The organism is Rhizobium esperanzae (genome assembly GCF_014197615.1).
Classification (GTDB): Bacteria; Pseudomonadota; Alphaproteobacteria; order Rhizobiales; family Rhizobiaceae; genus Rhizobium; species Rhizobium esperanzae_A.
This window is the reverse complement of sequence record NZ_JACIFY010000021.1, coordinates 18,348-39,533: the sequence shown is the minus strand read 5'-3', so window position 1 is coordinate 39,533 and position 21,186 is coordinate 18,348. Positions and strand designations below refer to the sequence as shown.

The following is a 21,186-nucleotide window of genomic DNA, read 5'->3' as shown; positions in this document are numbered from 1 at the left end:
GTCAGGCAAAACCGGCTTCGGCCAGAACCTTGTCGATGAAGACCTTCTTTGCGCCGGTGTAGGCCGCGCGGCTCTCGGCGAACTTCTGCGCCAGGCCGATCTTCAGTTCCTCATAAGCCAGCGCGAGCGTTGTATCGCCTTGTAGCCTGTCGCGGAAGAGAATGTTCCGTCTCCAGTTGAAACCTTGATATTCGACGACATGGGCGAGATGCGTGCGCGTCTCGCCGATGACACCTCGGCCGAAGAGGTGGTCATCGGGCACGATATCCGCACCGGCATAGTCGTAGCCGATCTTTTCCATTGGCCCGATGCAGGCAAGCCCATCCTCAAGGCTGGGGATGCCGACCAGGATGTCGATGATCGGCTTTGCCTTGATGCCTGGAATGGCGGTGCTGCCGAAATGTTGGATATCGAGCGCCAGAGGGCCAAGCGCATCGCGAATCCTGGTCTCCTCCAGCAGATAGGCCTCGCCCCATTTCGCATTGGGATCGGAAAGTCTGACCGTCAGATGCCTGACGCCCAGCCCAAACGATTCATCCTGCTCCTGCTGCATGGAGGCGGCCTTCGAGCGTTAGGCCGCCACTTTAGCATGTAGCCGGAGTGGTGGCATCTGGCCAATCAGTCGTGGAACGCCTCGACGAATTTGCGCTTGCCGAGCATGAAGGCGTCGGCGACGTGGCGCAGCGGTGCGAGATCGACATCCGATTTGCCGGCTTTGACGATTTCGGCGAAGCGACGATAGAGCGAGGGATATTCCTGTTCCGGCTCGGCGAAGGTCAGCGTGCCATCCACCGAAAGCTTGGCGCCGCCCTCGGCGAGAACCATCTGGCCGGCCGCCGTTTCCGCAACGATGTCCCAGCTCTGCTTGCCGGTCTGGCGCCAGTCGAATTCGGCATGAACGGGCAGGCCGCCGGCATCCTGGAAGCGAATGTCGGCAGCGATGGGCGCGTCGCGGTTGTCAGGGAATTCGAGCACGGCTCCCGTGATGAAGATCTGCCGCGGCAGGATGTGGGTGACGATCGAAAGGGCGTTGATGCCGGGATCGAAAACGCCAAGACCGCCGGCCTGCCAGATCCAGTCCTGGTTCGGATGCCAGTGGCGGACATCCTCCTTCCAGATCACGTGCACGCTTTTGATCGTCGTCGCGGCAAGAAACGCCTTGGCGGCTTCGACGGCCGGCGCATAACGCGAGTGCCAGCTGGCAAAGAGCGACGCCCCCTGCTTGCTCGCAAGCGACTCGAGATCGGCCACTTCGCTCAGCGTTGCGCCGGGCGGCTTTTCCAGGAAGACGTGCTTGCCGGCGACGAGCGCCTTATGGGCGGCGTCGTAGCGATATTGCGGCGGCATGCACAGCGATACGGCATCGATGGAAGGCTCGGCGTCGAGCATCGCCTCGATCGTCGTATAGCTGTTGATGCCTTCGACGGTGCCATGGCGGCTCGCCGTAGCGACGAGCTTGAAATCCGGGTTCTTGGCGATGGCAGGAAGGTGCTGGTCGCGGACGATCTTGCCGACGCCGACGATGGCGAGGTTGATTGGAGACATGGTTTCGCTCGAGCCTGTGAAAAGTATGATTTATTGCGCTTCTTTTAGCAGAAAGGAGAGCGTCGACAAGCTCTCCCCTTCATTCTCTTCTATCCTACCGCATGATGGCCCATCTACCTCATGATAGTTTGGCGAAGGAAGCTGTAACCCAGCGCCGCACGGGCGGCGCGCTCTTGCGAATTGCCGTCGCCGCCATGCCCGCCGGAGCCGAATTCATGGAAGAGCGGCTGGTGTCCTGCCTCCTCCAGCCGTGCGGCGAAGCGGCGCGCATGCGAGGGATGCACGCGGTCGTCATTGGCGGAGCTTTCGATATAGATCGGCGGATAGGCAATCTCCGTCGCCGGCCTGACATTGTGAAGCGGCGAATAACCGAGCATGAAATCCCGGTCTTCCGGCATCTCCGGGTCGCCATATTCGTCCATCCAGGCCTGTCCTGCGCTGAACAGGTGGAAGCGTGTCATGTCGAGCACCGGCACCTGGCACCAGACGGCGCCGAAATCCTGTGGGTAACGCGTCAGCATCACCCCGGTCAGCAGGCCGCCATTGCTGCCGCCCTGGCAGGCGATCCGCGACGGCACGGTATAGCCGCGGGCAACGAGATCGCGGGCGATGGCGACGAAATCGGCAAACGCCCGGTCTCGCCCCTGCCGCTTGGCGCTGCGATACCAGTCGGGCCCGAATTCGCCGCCGCCGCGGATATAGGCCTGTACATAGGCGCCGCCCTGTTCCAGCCAGCGCCCTGTTACGCCGGAATAGGTCGGCGATAGCGAGACATCGAAGCCGCCATAGCCGTAAAGCAATACCGGCAAAGCGCCCTTGGTCCAGTGCTTCGGCAGGACCAGCCGGTAGGGCACTTTTGTTCCGTCTTCCGACACCGCTTCCAGCAGTTCGGATGACATATCCGTCGCGTCGAAATAACGTGGCGCAGCCGCGACGAAAATCGGTTCGGGTTCCTTGCTGCGATCCGAGAGTTCCAGCCGGTAGCAGGCCGGAGGCTGCAGGAAGCCCTGGCCGACGATGTGGAGCGTATCGTCGCCGAGGTGCAGATCGGCGTGCAGCGGCCTGAAATAAGCCGTCTGCATGTCGGCCGGCAGCGCGATCTCGCGCTCTTCGGCATCGGGCCTGGTCAGGTCCAGCACCAGGAGGCGCGGACGCAGCCGGTCGGAGATGATGAAGACGCACCACTGACGCATCAGCATCATCTGCGAGATCGACTGGCCCTCGCCAGGCTGAAACAGGATCTGTTCAGGCCCGAGCACGGCCGTCTCAGAGGTCGGATCGAAGCGCTGCAGCACGAGGCTGCCGGTGGCAACGCGCTCATCGGTCTTTGCCCGCCAAAGGCAATGATCGTGATTGAACTGGAAATCCGCCTCCTCGGGCAGATCGATGCGCCGCCGCGCGCCGCCGTTGCCGATCAGGAACGCGCTTGAAACGCCGATCTCATGGGCGGCGACGAAAATGTCGATCAGTCCGGCATTCGCGGGGGCGCCCGACAGGGCAGGGTCGATGACGAGATTGAAACCGTAGACGTCCTCGTCGGCGGCCTCGAACATGATGGCGGCCTCTTCCGGCCGCTGCCCGCGCGTCAATCGCCGCCCGACCCGCGGCCATCCCGAGCGGGTCGCCGAATATCGGTCGATGGAACCGAAATAGCAGATCTCGTCGAGGCTCAGCCAATTGGCGTGCGAGCGCGCGGCAGGCGTATCGAAACCGCCCTCCACAATCTGTTTCCTCTCGGCGTCGAATTCGAGCAGCCGGAGAAGGTCGGAGCCGCCGTCCGAAAGCGTGAGCAGCACCCGCGTCGGCTCCCACGGGCAGGTGACGGCGCCGCGCCAGTTCCAGCGCTTGCCTTCGCCGGCGCAGAAGGCGTCGAGATCGAACACCGGCTCCCAGGCTGCGTCGGGCAGGGGAGCCTGGTCCGCCGGCAGACGGAGCCAGACGCCGAGCGGATTGTCCTTGCTCTGGCGGAAATCGAACAGCCACGCGCCGCGGCGCATCGGGACGATCAGCCTATCCTGCCGCTCGATCAGCGCCTTGATCGCATCACGATCTTCGACAAATTGCGGTGTTCGCAATACCGCGTCGGAAAGCGCGTTGTGTTCGTCGATGAATTGGCGCGTGCGCGGATCATCGTCCGTTTCGAGGTGAAGGTTCATAGCTGACCTGCCGGCTTCGTTGATTTCGCACAGATCTATCGCATGATGCGGCTAGACGTGAGCGGTTTTCGGAGTCCTTCATGCTCTGACTGTTCAAATGGCTCATCCCTGGAACAGCCTATGGAAGGAGTGGGCTTATTTTCAATCCGGCGACAACGCTGGCTCAATATGTCAGCGAGCCTGCACAAGTGGAGCGCTTACTGTCCAAGTTCGGCGTCATGAGCCTTTTTCAACGCGTCGCATCCCCCAAGCTCTTTCGCAGCAGTCGACGCCCATTCTTGCACCTGTTCGTTGGACATCGTTAGTTTGGGATTTCCACCCTGGGCGAGCAGCTTCAGGCCGCCGCCCTCCATTTTTGCGATACCTGCTTCAACATCTGTGTAGATCTCAGTTCCTGAATCGCATCCCTGCTTCTCGATGTATCCTAGAAATCGGGGACCCATCGGCCTCGGTTCAGCCCCGCAATATTTTTCCGCGAGAACATGAGCCATGAGCGCGTATTCAAGTCCCATGAATCGTGACTCGACTGCTTCGTTCGGGTTGGAACTGTTTCTGCAGAAATTTGGAGATTCAGCATGAGCGGTAGCCAGCGGCATGCAAGCCAACAACACGCCACAGGAATAACGAAACAAGCCACTTCCTCCCAACATCCTCTCGAATAGAAGCAGCGGCGTTGCGGTCCAGTCAACACTCGACCGAAAGCATTTCTTGCTGCATCAGCCCGAAAATCGAAATCGATTTCGGGCTGATGCGTAGATTCAACTCTCGCAGCGTCCTTTGGACATCTGGAAGACGTATGGCGCTATGGTCAACATTTCGTACGATTACGACGAAGATAATGCCGGCCGCGCCAGGCCTAGATGTTCGCGCAGGGTCGAGCCACCGTACTCGGTGCGGAACAGGCCGCGCTCTTGGAGGATCGGCACGACCATCTGCGTGAAGTCTTCCAGCCCTTCGGGAAAAAACGGTGGCATGACGTTGAAGCCGTCGGCGGCGCGGCTTTCGAACCATTGCTGCATCCGGTCGGCGATCTCGGTTGGTGTGCCAAGCACGATATGGTGGCCGCGGCCGGCGGCAACGCGCAGCGCCAGCTGGCGGATGGTCAGGTTCTCGCGCCTTGCAAGCGCGGTCAGCAATTCGGCGCGGCTGCGCAACTGGTCGGAGATCGGAAGGTCTGGCAGAGGGCCGTCGAGGTCGTAATCGGCAAGGCTGTGGCCGATGCGCTCTTCCAGAAGCGGCATCGCGCTTTTGATATCCGTCCACCTGTCGAGCTCTGCAAGCTTGTCCGCGGCTTCCTTGGACGTACGGCCGATCACCGGCAGAAAGCCGGGCATCACGGCGAGGTCGTCCGGCTGGCGCCCGAAGCCGACGGCACGTTCCTTGACACTTCTGTAGAAGGCCTGCGCCTCATCGAGACTCTGCTGCGCGGTGAACACCACGTCGGCGGTGCGGGCGGCCAGATCCTGGCCAGGGCCGGACGAACCGGCCTGGATCAGGATCGGATGACCCTGCGGCGCACGCGGGATGTTCAGCGGTCCCTTGACCGAGAAATACTTGCCCGTGTGGTCGAGCACATGGAGCTTGGCGGGGTCGGCATAAACGCCGCTCTGCTTGTTCTTGATGAATGCGTCGTCGTCCCAGCTGTCCCAGAGACCACGCACCACGTCGACGAATTCCTCGGCCACGGCGTAACGTTCGTCATGCTCGGGATGCGCCTTCGAGAAATTGTTCGCCGTGCGGGCATAGGATGTCGTGACCACGTTCCAGGCGGCGCGGCCGTGGCTCAGATGGTCGATCGAGGCGAAGGCGCGAGCGGTGTGATAGGGTTCGCCATAGGTCGTGGATGCGGTTGCCGCCAGACCGATCTTGCCAGTCACCACAGCCAGCGCGGAAAGCAAGGTCAGAGGTTCGAAACGCGCGATCGTCGAGGGGTGCGCATCGACGCCGCTGGTCAATCCGTCGGCCAAAAAGATCATGTCGAATTTGGCCGCTTCGGCGATCTGGCAAACGCGCCTCAGCAAGTCGAAATTCTCGCTTCCCGCCTCGGCGTGAGGGTGGCGCCAGCCGGATACATGGTGGCCGGCTCCCTGCAGGAACAGGCCCAGGTGGATTTCTCTTTTGCGGGTCATGGAAAATCCTTCGTCAAACGAGGTTTGGGGCGACATCCTGGTTGAGCAGCGTCAGCAATTGGCGAAGGTCGGTAGCGCTGCTCATTGTTAGGACGAGTGACGGGATATCCGCGAAGGCGGAATGGGGTGCGGTTGCGCCGTAAAACTTTTCGGCCGGATCGGTCAGCCCCGGCAGACCGTCGTAGCGGCGCTGGATCGTGCTGCCGTCGCGAAGCAGGATATCGACGATGACGAAGCGGGTCCGGGGATCGCTCGACATGCGCAGCGCCGTGTGGTCATGGCGCCGGTGGACGCGGCGGGCAAGTTCCATCAGCCGCGGCGCAACAGGCTGTTCGTCGAAATGGTCGAGGCGCAGAGCGCCGTCGATCAGGGCGGCGGCAAACACGTATTCAGGGCTGAAGCGTGCCTCGATCCCATTGCTGGGCTTGCTCACCACCAAGGCCGCATCGGCTCCTGGCGGGTAGGTGAAAGTGATGCGCTCGATTGCCTCAGGGCGAAGGCCCTCCTCGTTGAGGCCAATACCGACAGAAGCGACCGGATGGCTGGCGGTGCAGCAGGGATAGGCCTTCAACGTCAGTCCGGGCGCCACGATCTGCCATGGCGAACCCCAGTTTTCGGTTAGGGCTGACGGGTGTTCCGCACCGAAGGCATAGGCCGAATGGAAACCGGTGGGATTATCGATGAAATCGCGTGCTCCGCCAAAGCCGGCCGCTGCCAATCGCGCCGACAAGAGCCCGGATCTCGCCGCCATGCCGGCATGAAAGGGTTTTGCGTCCGTGCCGAACTGCAGCCGCAGGCCCGACGATTGCGTTGCGGCAAGGCCGAGTGCGATGGCGGTCTCGTCGATCGAGGCGCGTGTCAGATGAGCGATGGCAGCGGCCGCGCCCACCGTGCCGAGCGTTGCCGTGGCGTGGAAACCATTTTCGTAATGTTTCGAGCCGAGCGACAATCCAAGCCGGGCCATGGCTTCGACACCGACGATATAGGAGGCGACCAGTGCTTCAGCGGAAAATTCGCGCTCTGCGGCGAATGCCAGCAGCGCCGGGATGATCACCGTCGTCGGATGGCCGCGCACGCTTGCATGCACGTCGTCGTAGTCGAGGACATGGCCGGCATGGCCGTTGACGACTGCCGCGATCAGCGGATCGGTCCGGCGGGTGCTTCCGAGCAGGATCGCTTCGCCCGGTAGACGGGCGCCGATGGCATCGGCCAGAATGCCGGTCGTCCGGTCCCTGGCGCCTGCGATCGCGCAGGCGAGAAAATCTATGATCGCCGTGCGGGCAGCATCCACAGCCGCAGGATCTTCCAACGGGTCCGAAGAGATGATTGCCCGGGCGAATGCCGAAGTCAGGGGTGCGAATGTGGTCGTCATGACGAAATCCTAGATAACTTCACCGCGCATCGGCCCGCGCCCGCCGGCCAGGCCGCCAACGAATTGGCGGATGCGCGGATTGTCGAACGTGTGAAATATCTGCTCAGGCGAACCGTGGTCGATGATGCGTCCGTTCTCGGTGAAGACGACGGTGTCGCTGATCTCCTCGGCGAAGCGCATTTCGTGGGTCACCAGAATGCTGGTCATGCCGTCGCGAATGAGGTCGCGGATCACCCACAGCACCTCGCCCACCGTCTCGGGGTCCAGCGCCGAGGTCACTTCGTCGAACAGCACCAGCTCCGGCTTCATCGCCAGCGCGCGGGCAATCGCAACACGCTGCTGCTGGCCGCCGGAAAGCTGGCCAGGATAGGCGCCGGCTTTTTCCGACAGCCTCACCTTGTCGAGCAGTTCGCGCGCCAGCTTTTCGGCCTCGCGCCGCTCGACGCCGAGGATGCGGGTTGGGGCCAGCACGATATTCTCCAGCACCGTCAGGTGGGGAAAAAGATTGTATTGCTGGAAGACGATGCCGACGCGCTTGCGCAGCGCGATGCGTTCGTTTTCCCTCGCCAGTTGATCGACGCGGGTGCCGTCGACCGTGATGCGGCCGCGCTGCGGCGTCACCAATGCGTTGATGCAGCGCAGGATCGTCGACTTTCCCGAGCCGGACGGGCCGATGATGGAAACCGCATTGCCCCTGTGGACGGTCAGGTTTATGCCCTTCAGCACCTCGGTCTGGCCGAAGGACAGGTGCACGTCGTCCAGTCGCACGATCGGTTCGTCGTTTTCTGTGTTCATCGTCTCAAATCCTCATGCCGCGTTGAAACGTCGCTCGAGGCGTCGCGTCAGGCGGGCGATCGGGTAGCAAAGCGTGAAGAAGGCGGCCATCACCACGATATAGGCGATGATCGTGAAATCGAGGCGGCGCACGGAGGTGCTGGCATCCGTTGCCGCATGCAACAATTCATGGACGCCGACCAGCGAGGCAAGCGACGTACCCATGGTGATGGAAGCCAATATGTTCATCCACGGCGGCAGCGAGCGCCGCAGGCATTGTGGCAGGATGATCCAGCGCAGCGCCTCGCTGCGCGAAAATCCGAGCCCCTTTGCCGCTTCCCATTGAGTGGTCGGAATGGAAAGGATGGCGCCGCGGGTGATCTCGGCCACATAGGCGCTGGCCGGTATGGCAAGGCCGATCACCGCCTTCAGCCAATCGGGGAAGGGCAGGTAGTTGCCGGCCACCACGATCTCGAAGGGAAAGATGTAAGTCGTCGCGAAGATCAGCACGAGATGCGGTGCATTGCGGAAGACCTGCACATAGACGACCACCGGGTAACGAACCAGCTTGTAGGGAGCCAGTTGCAATATGCCGAACAGAGCTCCGACGGCCGTTCCAAGCGTTATCGCACAGAGGCTGATGATCACATTCATCATGAAACCCGAGGCGAGATAGGGGGCCCACGTCGCCAGTTCGCGTCCCAGTGTCGGGTCGGCCAATGACCAGAGGAGGGTGATGAGCGGCAGTACCAAAAAGCCGATATTGCGCAGCAGGCGTCCGCTCTTGCGCTGCTCCGAAAACACAGCAGTCGTCATAGGCCATACCCCGGAACGGCGAGCTTGCGCTCCACCCAAAGGCCGATGCGGGCAACGGCCAGGTTGATGATGCTGAAGAACAGCAGGATAACGATCATCAGCGACACCACGTTGTCGCGCTGCGTCCACACCATGATGGAGGCATAGGTAATTTCGCTGACCGCGATCGCATTGCCCACCGTCGTCAACTTCACGAGATTGATGAGGTTGTTGACGATTGCCGGCAACGAGGCCCGGAGCGCCAGGGGAACTTCGACGTAACGAAGGATCTGTAGCTTGCTGAAGCCGATACCCCGCGCCGCTTCCACCGTGGCCGATGGCACTGCTTCTATCCCCGCGCGGATCGCCTCGGCATGCAAGGCGGCGATATGCAATCCGACCACCGCCACCACCCAGAAGAATGGCGTCAGCGGATTGTTCTGCGCTCCGCCGACCAGGTTCGATATGAATGTATTGAGCACCAGGAAGCTGAACATCAGCTGCACCAGCGTCGGCGTGTTTCGGGTGATTTCCACGAAAGCGCGCACCGGCGCCGATAGCCATAGCCTGCCCGATGTCAGGCCGGCGGCAAACAGCAGCCCGCCAATCAGGCTTATGGGGATCAGGAGAGCGATCAGATAAAGTGTGGTGATGAAACCGTCACGCCATATCTGCGCCTCATAGCCCGTTGCCAGGAACTCGTAGTTTAGGCCGAGTCTGTTCGTCAAAGTGACGAACAGACTGGTCATGCTTGTATCCTGCATGTCGATCCGCCAGTGCTGCCTGTCTTACTTGCTGGCCGATAAGGTCTGGCGCTCCTGCTCCAGATATTCGGTATTGCGGAGCCTGTTCGCCTTCGCAAATTCCAGGAGCTTTCCTGACGTATGGAACTGCCGGATCGATTTATCGAGTGTGTCGGCCGTGTCCTTTTCGCCCTTTCGCACCCAGATTACGGAATCCGAAGGGAGAAGCTCGGTCGGAAAGAGAATGGTGTAGTCCTTCCACTCCTCGGGTCGGTCCTCCAGCAGCAGGCCGACGGTTGCGCCGACATGGACGGCTGCGACGCAGTTGCCGCCCTGCAGCGCCAACAGCGACTCCGGCTGGCTCGGCAAGCCCTTCACTTCGGCGCCATATTGCTCGATGAGCGGCTGCGTGAAATTCGAGCCTTGCGAAACGCAGACCGGTTTCCCCTTGAGATCGGCCCAGTCCTTCAGCCCGCTGTCCTTGCGTCCGACGGCGGCGCCGCCGCTGCGATCATAGGGCGTCGGCACCCAGTCAAGCACTTTGGCGCGATCCTCCGTGTATTGCATGTTCGCAATCAGGATATCGACCTTGCCCTGCTGGAGAAATTGCACCCGGTTCGGGGGAGTGACCGTGACCGTTTCGAGTTTGACGCCGAGATCGTCGGCGAGTGCCTTGGCAATATCGAGATTGTATCCTTTCTGCGTCTGCGACGCCGGATCGATATAGCCAAACGGCGCGCCCGACAGAATGACGCCGACGGTGAGGGTGCCGCGGGCTTTAATGCGATCAAGCGTGGCGTCCGCGAATGCATGCGTTGCCGCCATCAACGAAATCGACGTGGCGAGGAGCGCCTTCGGGAAAATTTTACGTGACATGTTTGAGCTCCGTTTTGGAAGGAAAGGCAGAGGGATCAGTTCATGACCTCGAGCAATGTGAGGCTTTTGAACTGAGTGTTTGGGCCATCGGCATTCGCCACTTGGGAAGCAGGCGGCCCCGAGAAAGCTGGCGACGAGACGGACCTCGGCGGCAATGTCGATCATGGCTCACCTTCAGGCGCGTTGACGCCGCCGGCTTGGAGAAGAGCCGCGGCCGTTTTTCGGGCGACGTCTGCGGGCCTTGCTTCGGGCCGCAGCACCGATCCGGCAAGCGCGCCTTCGTAGAGAAGGAGCAACTGCTCACTGAGGTCGTCGTGGGCGAAGCCGAGCGGGACGAGCCGGCCGAAGAGTTCACGAAGAAATGCCTTATGCTCGCAGGCCACGTCGCGTATCGCACTAGAGCCGGGATTTTCTGTCACCGCGATGAGGAAGGCGCAGCCCCGGAAGGCTTCGTTGCGTGTCTTGTCGGACAGACTGTCGAAAATGGAGAGAATCGCAGCCGCACCTCTTTTGCCCGAGATCAGCGTCTCCATCTGACCGCTCACAGACGTGTGCCGCTGCTTGAGATAGGCAACGACGAGGCCCTCCTTGCCGCCGAAGTGACGGTAGAGGGTGGCGCGGGCAATCTTCAGTTCCCGGACGATCTCGTCGATGCCGACCAGATAAGTCCCGCGCCGATAGAAGAGATCGCTGATCGCATCGAGTATTTTGGCGCGAAACGACAGCTGGATGGACGGGAGCATGGTGATCCATTGAGAGAGAAGGAACGTTCTTTCTCAAAGAAGACCACTGTTATGATAGATTATATAGATTTTATTTTTCGAAATGGGTGCATTCGTTGAAAAATCTTCCGCATGTGCGGATGTCTGGCAATCGCCCCAACCAACACACAGCTCAAGATCTGAATCTTCTGGCGCTTTTGCCGGGAGGTGCGTTAAAACAAACGTCGGAGCGGTTCCGCGCTTCCGTGAAAAGCTGACCTCTACCGGATCGTCACGAAATCGGCCGCGGCGAAGACGTTGTTCGGCGACTGCGCCTTCTTGAATTTCAATGTCACGACCTTGTAGCCCTCGGCTTCGAGATCCGAAAGCAGCGTCGGCAGCATGGTTGCCGTACGTTTATGGATGTCGTGCATCAGGATGATGCCGCGGCCGCGCTTGTGCAGCAGGTCCATCGTCCGCTGCGTCACGGAGAGCGGCGTCGTGGTGAAATAGTCCTTGCTGTCGATATCGACATCCATGACCACCATATCGCGCATGGCGATGGCGGCACGCAGCCTGTGGCTCTCGGCAAGATAGGGGAAGCGGAAGAAGGAGACGTCGGTTCCCGTCGCCTTGGTCACCGCCAATTCGCCCTTGATCACCTCGGCCATCGCCGCGTCGAAATCGAGTGAACTCAGGTTGGCGTGGTCATAGGTGTGACTTCCGATCGTATTGCCGTTCTCGGCGACCTTGCGGGCGAGCGCCGGATGCAGTTCGGCCATTTCGCCGACCATCATGAAGGCGCCTTTGACGCCGAACCGGTCGAGGATCGCCAGCACCTTATCGGTCCGGCCCGGGATCGGGCCGTCGTCGAAGCTCAGGATCACTTCCTTGTCCTGCAGCTTGAGATCGGCAAGCGAGGAAACCTCCAGCGTCCGCCCGGCCAGATGGTGCCAGCCGGTCATGCGTGGTGCCGCATCGTCGCCGCCATAGGCAAGTTTCCGTCCCTCGGGCGCGATCACCGAGGCGGTTTTGATCGAGGTGTCCGGGGCGGGTTTGGTGGTGCTGCAGGCGGACAGGGCGGCCGTGAGGGCCATGCAGGAAAGAACGAAAAAGCGATACATCGAAAGGGCTCAACAAATCAGTAACGAATGTTGAGACAACCTTTCGAATTATGGTTAACGATTGGTTGATAGTGGTCGCAATTGTGTCGATGCGCGGCACTTCGCCACGCTTTTGCGAGAGCATGATGCCGAAAAGTGTAAGCGGTGTTCGGGCGACATCATGTTCTAACTTTCTAAAGGCCTCGGCTATCCCGCCATGGCTTCTTCATATTCGGCCGAAAGCATCAGCCAGTCTTCCTCGGCGGCCGCCAGTTTTGCGGCAGCCTCGCCGCGCTGCTTTGCCTTCTCGGCGGCCTTGGCGGGCGTCTTTTCATAAAGGGCGGGATCGCCAAGTTCCGCATCAAGCGCCTGAATCTGTTTCTCCAGCTTCGCCGTCAAGGATTCGATTTCGTTGATCTTTTTCTTGAGCGGCGTCAGCGAAGCACGCTTTTCGGCATTGAGCTTGCGCTGTTCCGCCTTCGACGTCGCGTCTTCAATCAGCTGCGGCTTTTCTTCTTTTTTTTTACCTGAGGTAACGATCAGGTCGCGGTATTCGTCCATGTCGCCTTCGAAGGTCGTCACCGTGCCGCCATTGACCAGCCACAGCCGGTCGACCGTCGCCTCGATCAGGTGGCGGTCATGCGAAATCAGGATGACCGCACCTTCATAGTCGTTCAGCGCCTCGATCAGCGCCCGGCGGCTGTCGATGTCGAGGTGGTTCGTGGGTTCGTCGAGGATCAGCAGGTTGGGCGCGTTGAAGGCGGCGAGCCCCATCAGCAGGCGGGCCTTTTCGCCACCTGAAAGATCCTTGGCGGCCGTTGCCATCTTCTCGGTTGCCAGCCCCATCTGCGCGACGCGGGCGCGCACCTTGGCCTCCGGCGCGCCGGGCATCAGGCGGCGTACATGTTCGACCGGCGACTGCTCGGGAATGAGGTCGTCGAGCTGGTGCTGCGCGAAGAAGCCGATCTTCAGGCTCGGCGCCAGCTTCACTTCGCCGCTTTCCGGCGCAAGCCGGCCGGAAATGAATTTGGCGAAGGTCGACTTGCCGTTGCCGTTCGAGCCGAGCAGGGCGATGCGGTCGTCATTGTCGATGCGCAGGTTGAGGTTCTTCAGGATCGGCTTGCCGGGCTCGTAGCCGACGGCGCCGCTCTGGATGGCGACGATCGGCGAAGCCGGCTGCTTTTCCGGTTCGGGAAAGGTGATCGGCGTGACGTGGTCTTCGATCACTGCGGCGACCGTTCCCATGCGCTCGAGCGCCTTGACGCGCGATTGTGCCTGCCGCGCCTTGGAGGCCTTGGCCTTGAAGCGATCGATGAAGCTCTGCAGATGTTTGCGCGCCGCCTCGTTCTTGGCCTTGGCCTTGGTCTGCAGCTCGTCGGCCTCGGCCTTCTGCCGCTCGAACTGGTCGTAGCCGCCGCGATAGAAGGTCAGCTTCTTCTGGTCGAGATGGACGATCGAATTGACCGCATTGTTCAGCAGGTCGCGATCATGGCTGATGATGATGACGGTGTGCGGGTAGCGGCGGATGTAGTCTTCCAGCCACAAGGTGCCTTCGAGGTCGAGATAGTTGGTCGGCTCGTCGAGCAGAAGCAGGTCCGGCTCGGCAAACAGCACGGCGGCAAGGGCAACGCGCATGCGCCAGCCACCGGAGAAGGAGGAGGCGGGGCGGGCTTGCGCCGCCTGGTCGAAGCCGAGGCCGGCAAGAATGCTCGCTGCGCGCGCTTCGGCCGAATGCGCGTCGATATCGACGAGACGCATCTGGATTTCGGCGATGCGATGCGGGTCGGTCGCCGTTTCCGCTTCAGTGACGAGCGCCGTGCGCTCCTTGTCGGCGGCAAGCACGATCTCGATCAGCGCGTCCTCGGTTGCCGGTGCTTCCTGGGCCACCTGGCCGATGCGCGCGGCCTTCGGGATCGACACCGATCCGGTCTCGGAACCGAGATCGCCGGTGATGACGCGAAACAGCGTCGACTTGCCGGCGCCGTTGCGCCCGACGAGCCCCGCCTTCGTGCCCGAAGGCAGCGATACGCTGGCATTGTCGAGAAGCAGGCGCCCGGCGATACGGGCGGAAATATCGGTAATCGTGATCATGGCCGGCGTTTTGGCCGAAAGTGCCCGCCAAGGCAAGAGCGCATGCTCGTCCGCGGCAAGGCGGCTTGTTGGCCTCTCGTCCGCTTTTAGCGGCCGAAGGCCTGCACCGGCTGGCGCGGGTTCGACTGCGCGGCGAAAAGCGCCACGCGTGCATTGGCCTGAAGCTGTCCCGGAGATGCCGCGTCGGCGCTCAGCGCCACGCCAATCGAGATGGTAAGCCCGCCGGGAGCGACTTTGTCGGATGTCGCGAAGACGAGATTGTCCTCGACGGAAGCACGCAGGCGCTCGGCGATCGCCATCGCATCCTGCATGCCGACATTGGAAAACAGGAAGGCGAATTCGTCGGCCTCCGTGCGGGCGACGAAGTCGTTCTTCTTGATCGATTTGCGGAAGAGGCCGGCGAGCTTCTTCAGAAGCTTGTTACCGGCCTGCGTGCCGTACCTGTCGTTGAGCTCTGCGAAATTGTCGATATCGACCATGATCAGCGCGTTGCCGGCCGCACCTTCCTCGCGTTCGTAAAGCTCTGATATCACCCGGTTGAAGGCGATGCGGTTCGCCAGTCCGGTGATTTTGTCGGCAACAGTGGCCGATTGCATCGCCGAGATTCCGCGTTCCAGCACTTCCAGCGCCTTGATGTCTTCCTGAAGCTTGGCGCCGATATCCATTTCCGCCGAAAGTACCGCGGCAAGCGAGGCGGAGAGATAGTCGACCTCGCTGGTGAAGGCGGCAAGGCTCTGATCTTCGTGGCTCGAGACCGATTTCAGAATCTGACCGCAGGCGCGCGCAAAGGCGTCTCTGTGTTTGAGACCTTCGGCAAGCCTCTCCGCAACGTCGCGCAGCATCCGGCTCGCCTCGTTCCGCGACGTTTCGCCCGCCAGTCCGCAATGGCCGACGAGCCGGTATTGCAGCCCGAGTTCGTCGAGCATCGCCTGTTGCGGCTGAGGTCCGAGTGCGGCGATATCCTGCGCAAGCCCGGCATTGAGTCCGATGATCGCCTCGTGAAAGAGCTCGTAGTTGCGCGGCAGCGCGGCGACGTTCAGCCGCGCCATATGCTGGGCGATCCTCTGGATATCAGTCGTCGGCGACGGGCGTGCTGCCTTGCGCGGCACCAATGCGTTTGCGCTTGCATTCTGCATGACGATCCCTCGCGGCCCGGCTTTCCTTTCATCCGCTATGCCTGCAACGCTTTAAGAGAGGCTGAATCTCTGGGCGGGAAGCACTGTATTGGCGGCGAAACCGGCAAAGGCGGTTAATGCTGTCTTGAGGGTTGCCTCACATCCACTCGCGGCCCTCGCCGCGCAGGAAGTAGATGAGGTCCAGCTGGAGGCTCGGCTTGCCGAGCGCCGTCAGCGTCATGTGGCACTGGCCGCGATGATGGGTCTGGTGATTGAAGAGATGGGCGAGCGCGGGAGCCAGCGGCTGGGTGATCTCGATCGGCTGCGTCACGGGCACATAGGTGAAGTCGGCAGCCAGGGTCGGCTCGTCAAGTGTGCCCGTCCAGGCAATGATCCGTTCGTCCTCGGCCTGGCGCGCGGCGGCAAGCGCATCCAGCTCTTCGAAGAGCACGGCATCGAGTGTCGCCGGCGCTTCGCCGGTGCCGGTGAAGCGTTTCATCCAGATCCGGTCGGCGACGAGCAGATGATTGAGCGTGCGATGCAGCGAGCCGAAGAAGGCGCCGCGGTCGCTGCGGAATTCCGCATCGCTGAGTTCGGCCGCAGCCGCATAGACTTGGGCGTTGGCCCAGCGGTTGTAGGCGGCGAACATCCTGTAATGTCTGAGCATCTGGTTCCCCTGGTCGTCGCTCCAGTCTAACCCGTTTCTCGCGCAAATCGCGGTGATGCGCCCATGAAATTTCCTGATTTGATCACGGGCGTTTTCTGTCGTCGAATGGATGCAGCTTCGATCTCGAAAGGACTGTCATGACCAGAGCCCTCTATTCCCTCTGCGGCGCCGACCAACGGCACTTCTTCTCGCCCCATTGCTGGAAGGCGGTGATGGCGCTGGCGCATAAGGGGCTCGATTTCGAGGAGGTTCCGACGACCTATGCCCGCATCCGGGCGATCGGCGGCGGCGTCTCGTCGACGGTGCCCGTTCTCGACGACAACGGCCGATTGATCCCCGACAGTTTCGACATCGCCCTCTACCTGGAGGAGACCTATCCGGAGCGGCCGTCGCTGTTCGATGGCGAGGGCGGCAAGGCGCTGTCGCGCATGGTCGAAGGCTATTCGCAGATGATCATCCATCCGGCCATCACCCGCATCGCCCTTCTCGACATCCATGCGAACCTCGACGAGGGAGACAAGGCCTATTTCCGCGAAAGCCGTGAGGTGAGGCTCGGCAAGCCGCTGGAAGTGATTGCCGCCGACAGCGAAGCGGAGAGGGCCGCCTTCGCCGCCAAGCTGGAGCCGTTGCGGCATATGCTGAAGTTTCAACCCTTCATCGGCGGTCAGGCGCCGCTCTTTGCCGACTATATCGTCTTCGGCGCGCTGCAATGGCTGCGTGTCTGTGCCGGTCTGGCCATGCTGGCCGCCGATGATCCGGTCATCGGCTGGTTCGAACGCTGCCTCGATCTCCACGAAAGCCGCGGCCGGACTGTGACAGCGGCGTGAAATTGCCGCCGACCTCTTGTTTTCGGGCGTCGGGGCGGATAAAGACCGCCCACTTTCCCCGAGAAACCAGAGGATTTGACTATGGCGATTGAACGCACCTTCTCGATGATCAAGCCTGACGCAACCAAGCGCAACCTGACGGGCGCCATCACCAAGATGCTCGAAGATGCCGGTCTGCGCGTCGTCGCTTCCAAGCGCGTCTGGATGAGCCGCCGCGAAGCCGAAGGCTTTTACGCCGTTCACAAGGACCGTCCCTTCTTCGGCGAACTCGTCGAAGGCATGACCTCCGGCCCGACCGTCGTTCAGGTGCTGGAAGGCGAAGGCGCGATCCTCAAGAACCGCGAAATCATGGGCGCGACCAACCCGGCAAACGCTGACGAAGGCACGATCCGCAAGGTTCACGCTCTGTCGATCGGCGAAAATTCCGTTCACGGCTCGGATGCTCCGGAAACGGCTGCCCAGGAAATCAAGTACTGGTTCTCCGACACCGAAGTCGTCGGCTGAAGCCACGCTTCGGCATTGCCTCGCAATGCCTTGAATTGACTCTCGAAAGCCGGGGCCTCGCTCCGGCTTTTTCTATGCCCGCCATCTATGCCGGGCACTTGTCGGTGTTCGAGAAATCGACGCTGCCGTCAGGTTTGAAGACCTCAGGATTCTTGTCATAGAGCGCGCCGACGACGAGCGGCTTGCTCGGCAGCACTGTCTGGTCGAGGTCGGAGCGGAACTCGGTCTTCAATTCCTGCAGCACCTTGCCGTCCTTGTCGACCAGTCGGACACTGACTGAATAGGGACGGTCCTTGCGTACGCAGTGCAGGTTTTCGCTCTGCAGCGCGATCTTGTCATCGATTGGATAGATTTTCTGGTTCAGCACCAGCGGATCGCCGCCTTGCGGATTTTCGAATTCGGCGATGATCAGAGAGCCGTCGGGGATCGGCCCCGTCTTCTTCAGCGTCAGCAGATAGGTGGCGCTCGCGACGCGATAGTTGAAGACGAAGAGATGGCCGGTCACTTCGACAAGATTTTCGGCCTGGCGCTGGCATGCGGAAAGCAGAAGGCTTGTCGCAACCGCTGTGACGATCAGATGTTTTCTCATGGCGTCTCCTCCTTCTTACGGCGGTAGTGCCGGTTCGCCTTGGCGCGGTTGCCGCAGACCGCCATGTCGCACCAGGCGCGGCTCCTGTTCTTGCTGCGGTCGATGAACAGCCAGCCGCAATTGCCGCAGATCTTCATGCGCTCAGGATCGGGCATGGCGATCAGCCGCAGCACCGAATGGGCGGTGGCCGTGGCCAGGCTGCCGGGACTTGCGTCGCGCAACGTTCTCGCCGTCGCTTCCAGCAGCGCGGCCAGCAATTGGTTATCGCTGCCCTTGAGTATACGCCTGCGGAAATAGAGGTCGATTGCTTCCCGCAGCGCGATGAAATCCGTCTCGTTTTCCGCCGAGACCGGTGCGATATCGCCGAAGAGGGCGCGTTCGGCGCAGAATTTTGCGGCCGCCTGCGGAAAGCCCCGCATCTGCTCCCCGATCGCGAAGCGGTCGATCCGCCGCGCTGAATCCTCGCGCAGAACGACGCTGTTGGCGACATCGAGCGCCAGTGCGCCACCGGCAAAGCGGTGAGGGGTCCAAGAAAAGCTCATGATGAAATTATAACTGGCGAAATAGGTTTTACCAGTTATAATTTTCCCGACGCGGAGTGTCCGGGATGGCCTATCTTCTGCAGCAGCTGGCAAACGCGGTTCCGCTTGCCGCCCTCTATGCCGCGCTCGCCTTCGGTTATGCCGTCGCCTTCGGCGTGACGAAGCGGGCCGACATCACCTATGGGGCGATCTTCGCTTTCTCCGGCCAGATCCTGCTGCTGTTTACCGAACTTGCCTATGTCAGGTTCTGGCTGGTGCTGCCGGCCGCCCTTGCCGTCGGCGCTTGTGCGGCGATCGTCTATTCGCTGGCCGCCGGCCTATGGATCGGCCGCGCGATCATGCTGCCGCTCGCCAGCAAATCGCCGAATACGGTGATCGTTGCCGCCCTCGGCATCATGATCGTGCTGATGGAGACCGCGAGGCTTGCCGCCGATACAAGGGCCATCTGGCTGCCGCCGTTTCTGAACGGCACGGTGGTCTTCTGGAGCGACGGTCCGTTCAAGGTGACGCTCACCCATATCCAGCTGATCGACACGGCGCTGATGGCAGCCATCGTCGCGATCGGGACGCTGATCCTCAGGCGCACGGCCTGGGGCCGCGTCTGGCGGGCGGTCACCGACGATCCGCTGGCGGCCGAGCTCTGCGGCACCAGCGCCAGCCGGGTCTTCCTCGTTGCTTATGCCGCCGCCGCCCTTGTCGCCACGATCTGCGGCATCCTCGCCACCTTCTATTACGGCTCGATGGATTTCGGCGCCGGCCTGATGTTCGGGTTGAAGGTGCTGCTGATTGCCGCTGTCGGCGGTTATTCCGATCCGCTGCGCTCGGCAGGCGGTGCCGCCGGCCTCGCCGTCGTCGAAACCCTATGGGGCGCCTATGGCCCCTTCGTCTGGCGCGATCTCGTCATCTTCTCGCTGCTCGTCCTGATCCTGGTCATGAGCCGCAGGGAGCGAATTGTTCTCTAACTTATTTCCACTTGTCCCGCGCCGCATCGTCGGCGTCTTTCGCCGCGACCCAGTCGCCGGTAGCACCGTCCTTGCCGTGCTCCTTCTTCCAGAAGGGGGCTGCGGTCTTCAGGAAATCCATGACGAAATTGGCGCCGTCGAACGCCGCCTGCCGATGCGGCGCGGCTGCGACGACAAGCACGATATTCTCGCCCACGGCGATTTTGCCGTAGCGGTGAATGGCGGTGAGGCCGAGCAGCCCGAAACGGGCGATGGCGAGATCGCCGATGCGGGTCATCTCGGCTTCGGCCATACCGGGATAATGCTCGAGCTCGAGGGCTGCCAGTGTCCCGCCCTCATCGCGGCAGAGACCGGAGAAGGTCACAACGGCGCCGATGCCGGCTTTGCCCTTGGAGAGCAGGTCGACCTCGGCCTGCAGGTCGAAGTCTTCGCGTTGGACGCGGATGGTGGGGGGGACTGTCATGATAACATCCCCAACTGCTTTGATGCCATCGGGGAGGCTATGGAGAGGGCGTGCCGTGCCAACCCCCCTCTGCCCTGCCGGGCATCTCCCCCACAAGGAGGGAGATCACGAGCGGCTTCACCATCGTGCCCATCTACAGTTTTGCCGGGCTGTGACGTTGATTGCTTGAGGAAGTCCGTGCTCCCAGCCAATCTCCCTCCTTGTGGGGGAGATGTCCGGCAGGACAGAGGGGGGTAGCGACACGGCACCACCGTCACCGTCTTATCCCCCCGTCATCGGCGGAAATATCCCGATCTCCCGCGCGGCGCCGATCGGTTCGTCATGCTCGACATGCTCCATGTCGAGCGCCACGCGGATCACCTCGGGATATTGAAGTGCCGTCTCATATTCTTCGCCCAGCGTCTTCAAATGATTCAGCAGATCGGCGACGGTGACGACCGAGGAGGGGAGGTCGATCTCCTCCTCGCCCTTGCCGATGCGTTCGCGCACCCATGCGAAATAGACAAGCCGCGTCATTCCTCGTCATCCACGATATGTTTCAGCCCGGCGCGGAAATAATCATAGCCGGTATAGATGGTCAGCAGCGCGGCGATCCACAGCAGCGCGATGCCGGCCTGGGTCGTATAGGGGAAAATCTCGTCGCCGGCCGGGCCGGCGAGCAGGAAGGCGATGGCGACCAGCTGCAGCGTCGTCTTCCACTTGGCGATCCGCGTCACCGGCACGCTGACCTTCAGCGCCGCCAGATATTCACGCAGGCCGGACACCAGGATCTCGCGGCAGAGAATGGTGATCGCCGCCCAGATCGACCAGCCGGCAATGGTCTGGTCGGCGGCGACCAGCAGCAGGATCGAGGCAACCAGCAGCTTATCGGCGATCGGATCGAGCATGCGGCCGATATTCGAGGTCTGGTTCCAGATGCGCGCGAGATAGCCGTCGAGAAAATCGGTGATCGAGGCGATGACGAAGATCCACAGCGCCACCCAGCGAGCCGTGTTGCTGATCGACAGCCTGCCCTCGATGAAGAAGCAGAGAACGATCAGCGGTACGGCGAGGATGCGGCCGTAGGTCAAAAGATTGGGAATGCTGTACGCACGCGATGCCATGATCGTTTCTCTGACTTGATGCGCCGCTACAGCGCCGCGCGTCTTTCAGGACGCTGTAACACTTTGAACCGACGCATCGTGCTTTCCTGATATCGATTCCGATTTTCGGGCCGATGCGGTAGATGACGG

The 21,186-nt window shown here is 61.5% G+C and carries 23 protein-coding genes; 3 read left to right on the top strand and 20 right to left on the bottom strand.

Going from position 1 to position 21,186, the window contains the following annotated elements:
- Nucleotide 1: 1 nt before the first annotated feature.
- The 15 genes from GGD57_RS24225 to GGD57_RS24155 form a co-directional block, all read right to left on the bottom strand.
- Nucleotides 2-553, bottom strand: coding sequence for a GrpB family protein (locus GGD57_RS24225; protein ID WP_184472771.1), 552 nt, complete (start codon nucleotides 551-553; stop codon nucleotides 2-4).
- A 65-nt stretch (nucleotides 554-618) separates the two neighbouring features.
- Complete coding sequence (locus tag GGD57_RS24220; protein ID WP_184472770.1) at nucleotides 619-1,545, bottom strand: Gfo/Idh/MocA family protein; 927 nt, start codon at nucleotides 1,543-1,545, stop codon at nucleotides 619-621.
- Nucleotides 1,546-1,658: 113 nt separating this feature from the next.
- On the bottom strand, nucleotides 1,659-3,701 hold the full coding sequence (locus GGD57_RS24215) for a prolyl oligopeptidase family serine peptidase (RefSeq protein WP_184472769.1): 2,043 nt from the start codon (nucleotides 3,699-3,701) through the stop codon (nucleotides 1,659-1,661).
- A gap of 197 nt (nucleotides 3,702-3,898) precedes the next feature.
- Nucleotides 3,899-4,333, bottom strand: coding sequence for a hypothetical protein (locus tag GGD57_RS24210; RefSeq protein ID WP_184472768.1), 435 nt, complete (start codon nucleotides 4,331-4,333; stop codon nucleotides 3,899-3,901).
- A 192-nt stretch (nucleotides 4,334-4,525) separates the two neighbouring features.
- Nucleotides 4,526-5,830: an LLM class flavin-dependent oxidoreductase gene (locus tag GGD57_RS24205; RefSeq protein WP_184472767.1), complete on the bottom strand. Its 1,305-nt coding sequence runs from the start codon at nucleotides 5,828-5,830 to the stop codon at nucleotides 4,526-4,528.
- A gap of 13 nt (nucleotides 5,831-5,843) precedes the next feature.
- Nucleotides 5,844-7,202 carry an MmgE/PrpD family protein gene (locus GGD57_RS24200; RefSeq protein ID WP_184472766.1) on the bottom strand — a complete coding sequence of 453 codons (1,359 nt, stop codon included), beginning with the start codon at nucleotides 7,200-7,202 and terminating at the stop codon, nucleotides 5,844-5,846.
- Nucleotides 7,203-7,211: 9 nt separating this feature from the next.
- Nucleotides 7,212-7,997 (bottom strand): amino acid ABC transporter ATP-binding protein, encoded by a 786-nt coding sequence (locus tag GGD57_RS24195; protein WP_184472765.1) that lies wholly within the window; start codon nucleotides 7,995-7,997, stop codon nucleotides 7,212-7,214.
- A gap of 12 nt (nucleotides 7,998-8,009) precedes the next feature.
- Nucleotides 8,010-8,792, bottom strand: a complete 783-nt coding sequence (locus GGD57_RS24190; RefSeq protein WP_184472764.1) for an amino acid ABC transporter permease — start codon at nucleotides 8,790-8,792, stop codon at nucleotides 8,010-8,012.
- Entirely contained in the window at nucleotides 8,789-9,535 is a 747-nt protein-coding gene (locus GGD57_RS24185) for an amino acid ABC transporter permease (RefSeq protein ID WP_184472763.1), read from the bottom strand. Before GGD57_RS24185 ends, GGD57_RS24190 begins: the two co-directional genes overlap by 4 nt.
- A gap of 24 nt (nucleotides 9,536-9,559) precedes the next feature.
- Nucleotides 9,560-10,390 (bottom strand): transporter substrate-binding domain-containing protein, encoded by an 831-nt coding sequence (locus GGD57_RS24180; RefSeq protein ID WP_184472762.1) that lies wholly within the window; start codon nucleotides 10,388-10,390, stop codon nucleotides 9,560-9,562.
- A gap of 161 nt (nucleotides 10,391-10,551) precedes the next feature.
- Nucleotides 10,552-11,133 carry a TetR/AcrR family transcriptional regulator gene (locus tag GGD57_RS24175; RefSeq protein WP_184472761.1) on the bottom strand — a complete coding sequence of 194 codons (582 nt, stop codon included), beginning with the start codon at nucleotides 11,131-11,133 and terminating at the stop codon, nucleotides 10,552-10,554.
- 239 nt (nucleotides 11,134-11,372) lie between these two features.
- Nucleotides 11,373-12,215: a polysaccharide deacetylase family protein gene (locus GGD57_RS24170; RefSeq protein ID WP_184472760.1), complete on the bottom strand. Its 843-nt coding sequence runs from the start codon at nucleotides 12,213-12,215 to the stop codon at nucleotides 11,373-11,375.
- Nucleotides 12,216-12,401: 186 nt separating this feature from the next.
- Nucleotides 12,402-14,285 (bottom strand): ABC-F family ATP-binding cassette domain-containing protein, encoded by a 1,884-nt coding sequence (locus tag GGD57_RS24165; RefSeq protein WP_184472759.1) that lies wholly within the window; start codon nucleotides 14,283-14,285, stop codon nucleotides 12,402-12,404.
- Between the two features lie 86 nt (nucleotides 14,286-14,371).
- Nucleotides 14,372-15,421, bottom strand: a complete 1,050-nt coding sequence (locus GGD57_RS24160; protein WP_184472758.1) for a GGDEF domain-containing protein — start codon at nucleotides 15,419-15,421, stop codon at nucleotides 14,372-14,374.
- Between the two features lie 136 nt (nucleotides 15,422-15,557).
- The gene (locus GGD57_RS24155; protein ID WP_184472757.1) at nucleotides 15,558-16,067 is read right to left on the bottom strand and encodes a DinB family protein; all 510 of its coding nucleotides are present in this window, start codon (nucleotides 16,065-16,067) and stop codon (nucleotides 15,558-15,560) included.
- A gap of 137 nt (nucleotides 16,068-16,204) precedes the next feature.
- On the opposite strand from GGD57_RS24155, the gene GGD57_RS24150 reads away from it, so the two are divergent.
- Both GGD57_RS24150 and ndk read left to right on the top strand, forming a co-directional pair.
- Nucleotides 16,205-16,894 carry a glutathione S-transferase family protein gene (locus GGD57_RS24150; protein ID WP_184472756.1) on the top strand — a complete coding sequence of 230 codons (690 nt, stop codon included), beginning with the start codon at nucleotides 16,205-16,207 and terminating at the stop codon, nucleotides 16,892-16,894.
- Nucleotides 16,895-16,975: 81 nt separating this feature from the next.
- On the top strand, nucleotides 16,976-17,398 hold the full coding sequence (gene ndk, locus GGD57_RS24145; protein ID WP_003574140.1) for a nucleoside-diphosphate kinase: 423 nt from the start codon (nucleotides 16,976-16,978) through the stop codon (nucleotides 17,396-17,398).
- A gap of 85 nt (nucleotides 17,399-17,483) precedes the next feature.
- Here ndk and GGD57_RS24140 read toward each other — a convergent pair whose 3' ends face one another.
- Entirely contained in the window at nucleotides 17,484-17,987 is a 504-nt protein-coding gene (locus tag GGD57_RS24140; RefSeq protein WP_184472755.1) for a hypothetical protein, read from the bottom strand.
- Complete coding sequence (locus tag GGD57_RS24135; RefSeq protein WP_184472754.1) at nucleotides 17,984-18,529, bottom strand: CGNR zinc finger domain-containing protein; 546 nt, start codon at nucleotides 18,527-18,529, stop codon at nucleotides 17,984-17,986. The genes GGD57_RS24140 and GGD57_RS24135 overlap by 4 nt, the downstream gene beginning before the upstream one ends.
- Before the next feature lie 65 nt (nucleotides 18,530-18,594).
- Here GGD57_RS24135 and GGD57_RS24130 point away from each other — a divergent pair, with 65 nt between their 5' ends.
- The gene (locus tag GGD57_RS24130; protein WP_184472753.1) at nucleotides 18,595-19,491 is read left to right on the top strand and encodes a branched-chain amino acid ABC transporter permease; all 897 of its coding nucleotides are present in this window, start codon (nucleotides 18,595-18,597) and stop codon (nucleotides 19,489-19,491) included.
- Between the two features lies 1 nt (nucleotide 19,492).
- On the opposite strand, the gene GGD57_RS24125 is transcribed toward GGD57_RS24130, so the two are convergent.
- From GGD57_RS24125 to pgsA, 3 genes are all read right to left on the bottom strand, one after another.
- Nucleotides 19,493-19,954 (bottom strand): molybdenum cofactor biosynthesis protein MoaE, encoded by a 462-nt coding sequence (locus GGD57_RS24125; RefSeq protein ID WP_184472752.1) that lies wholly within the window; start codon nucleotides 19,952-19,954, stop codon nucleotides 19,493-19,495.
- Nucleotides 19,955-20,215: 261 nt separating this feature from the next.
- Nucleotides 20,216-20,470: a molybdopterin converting factor subunit 1 gene (moaD, locus tag GGD57_RS24120; protein WP_025570203.1), complete on the bottom strand. Its 255-nt coding sequence runs from the start codon at nucleotides 20,468-20,470 to the stop codon at nucleotides 20,216-20,218.
- A complete protein-coding gene (gene pgsA, locus GGD57_RS24115) occupies nucleotides 20,467-21,057 on the bottom strand; it encodes a CDP-diacylglycerol--glycerol-3-phosphate 3-phosphatidyltransferase (protein ID WP_184472751.1) in 591 nt (196 codons plus the stop codon). The genes moaD and pgsA overlap by 4 nt, the downstream gene beginning before the upstream one ends.
- Nucleotides 21,058-21,186 lie beyond the last annotated feature (129 nt).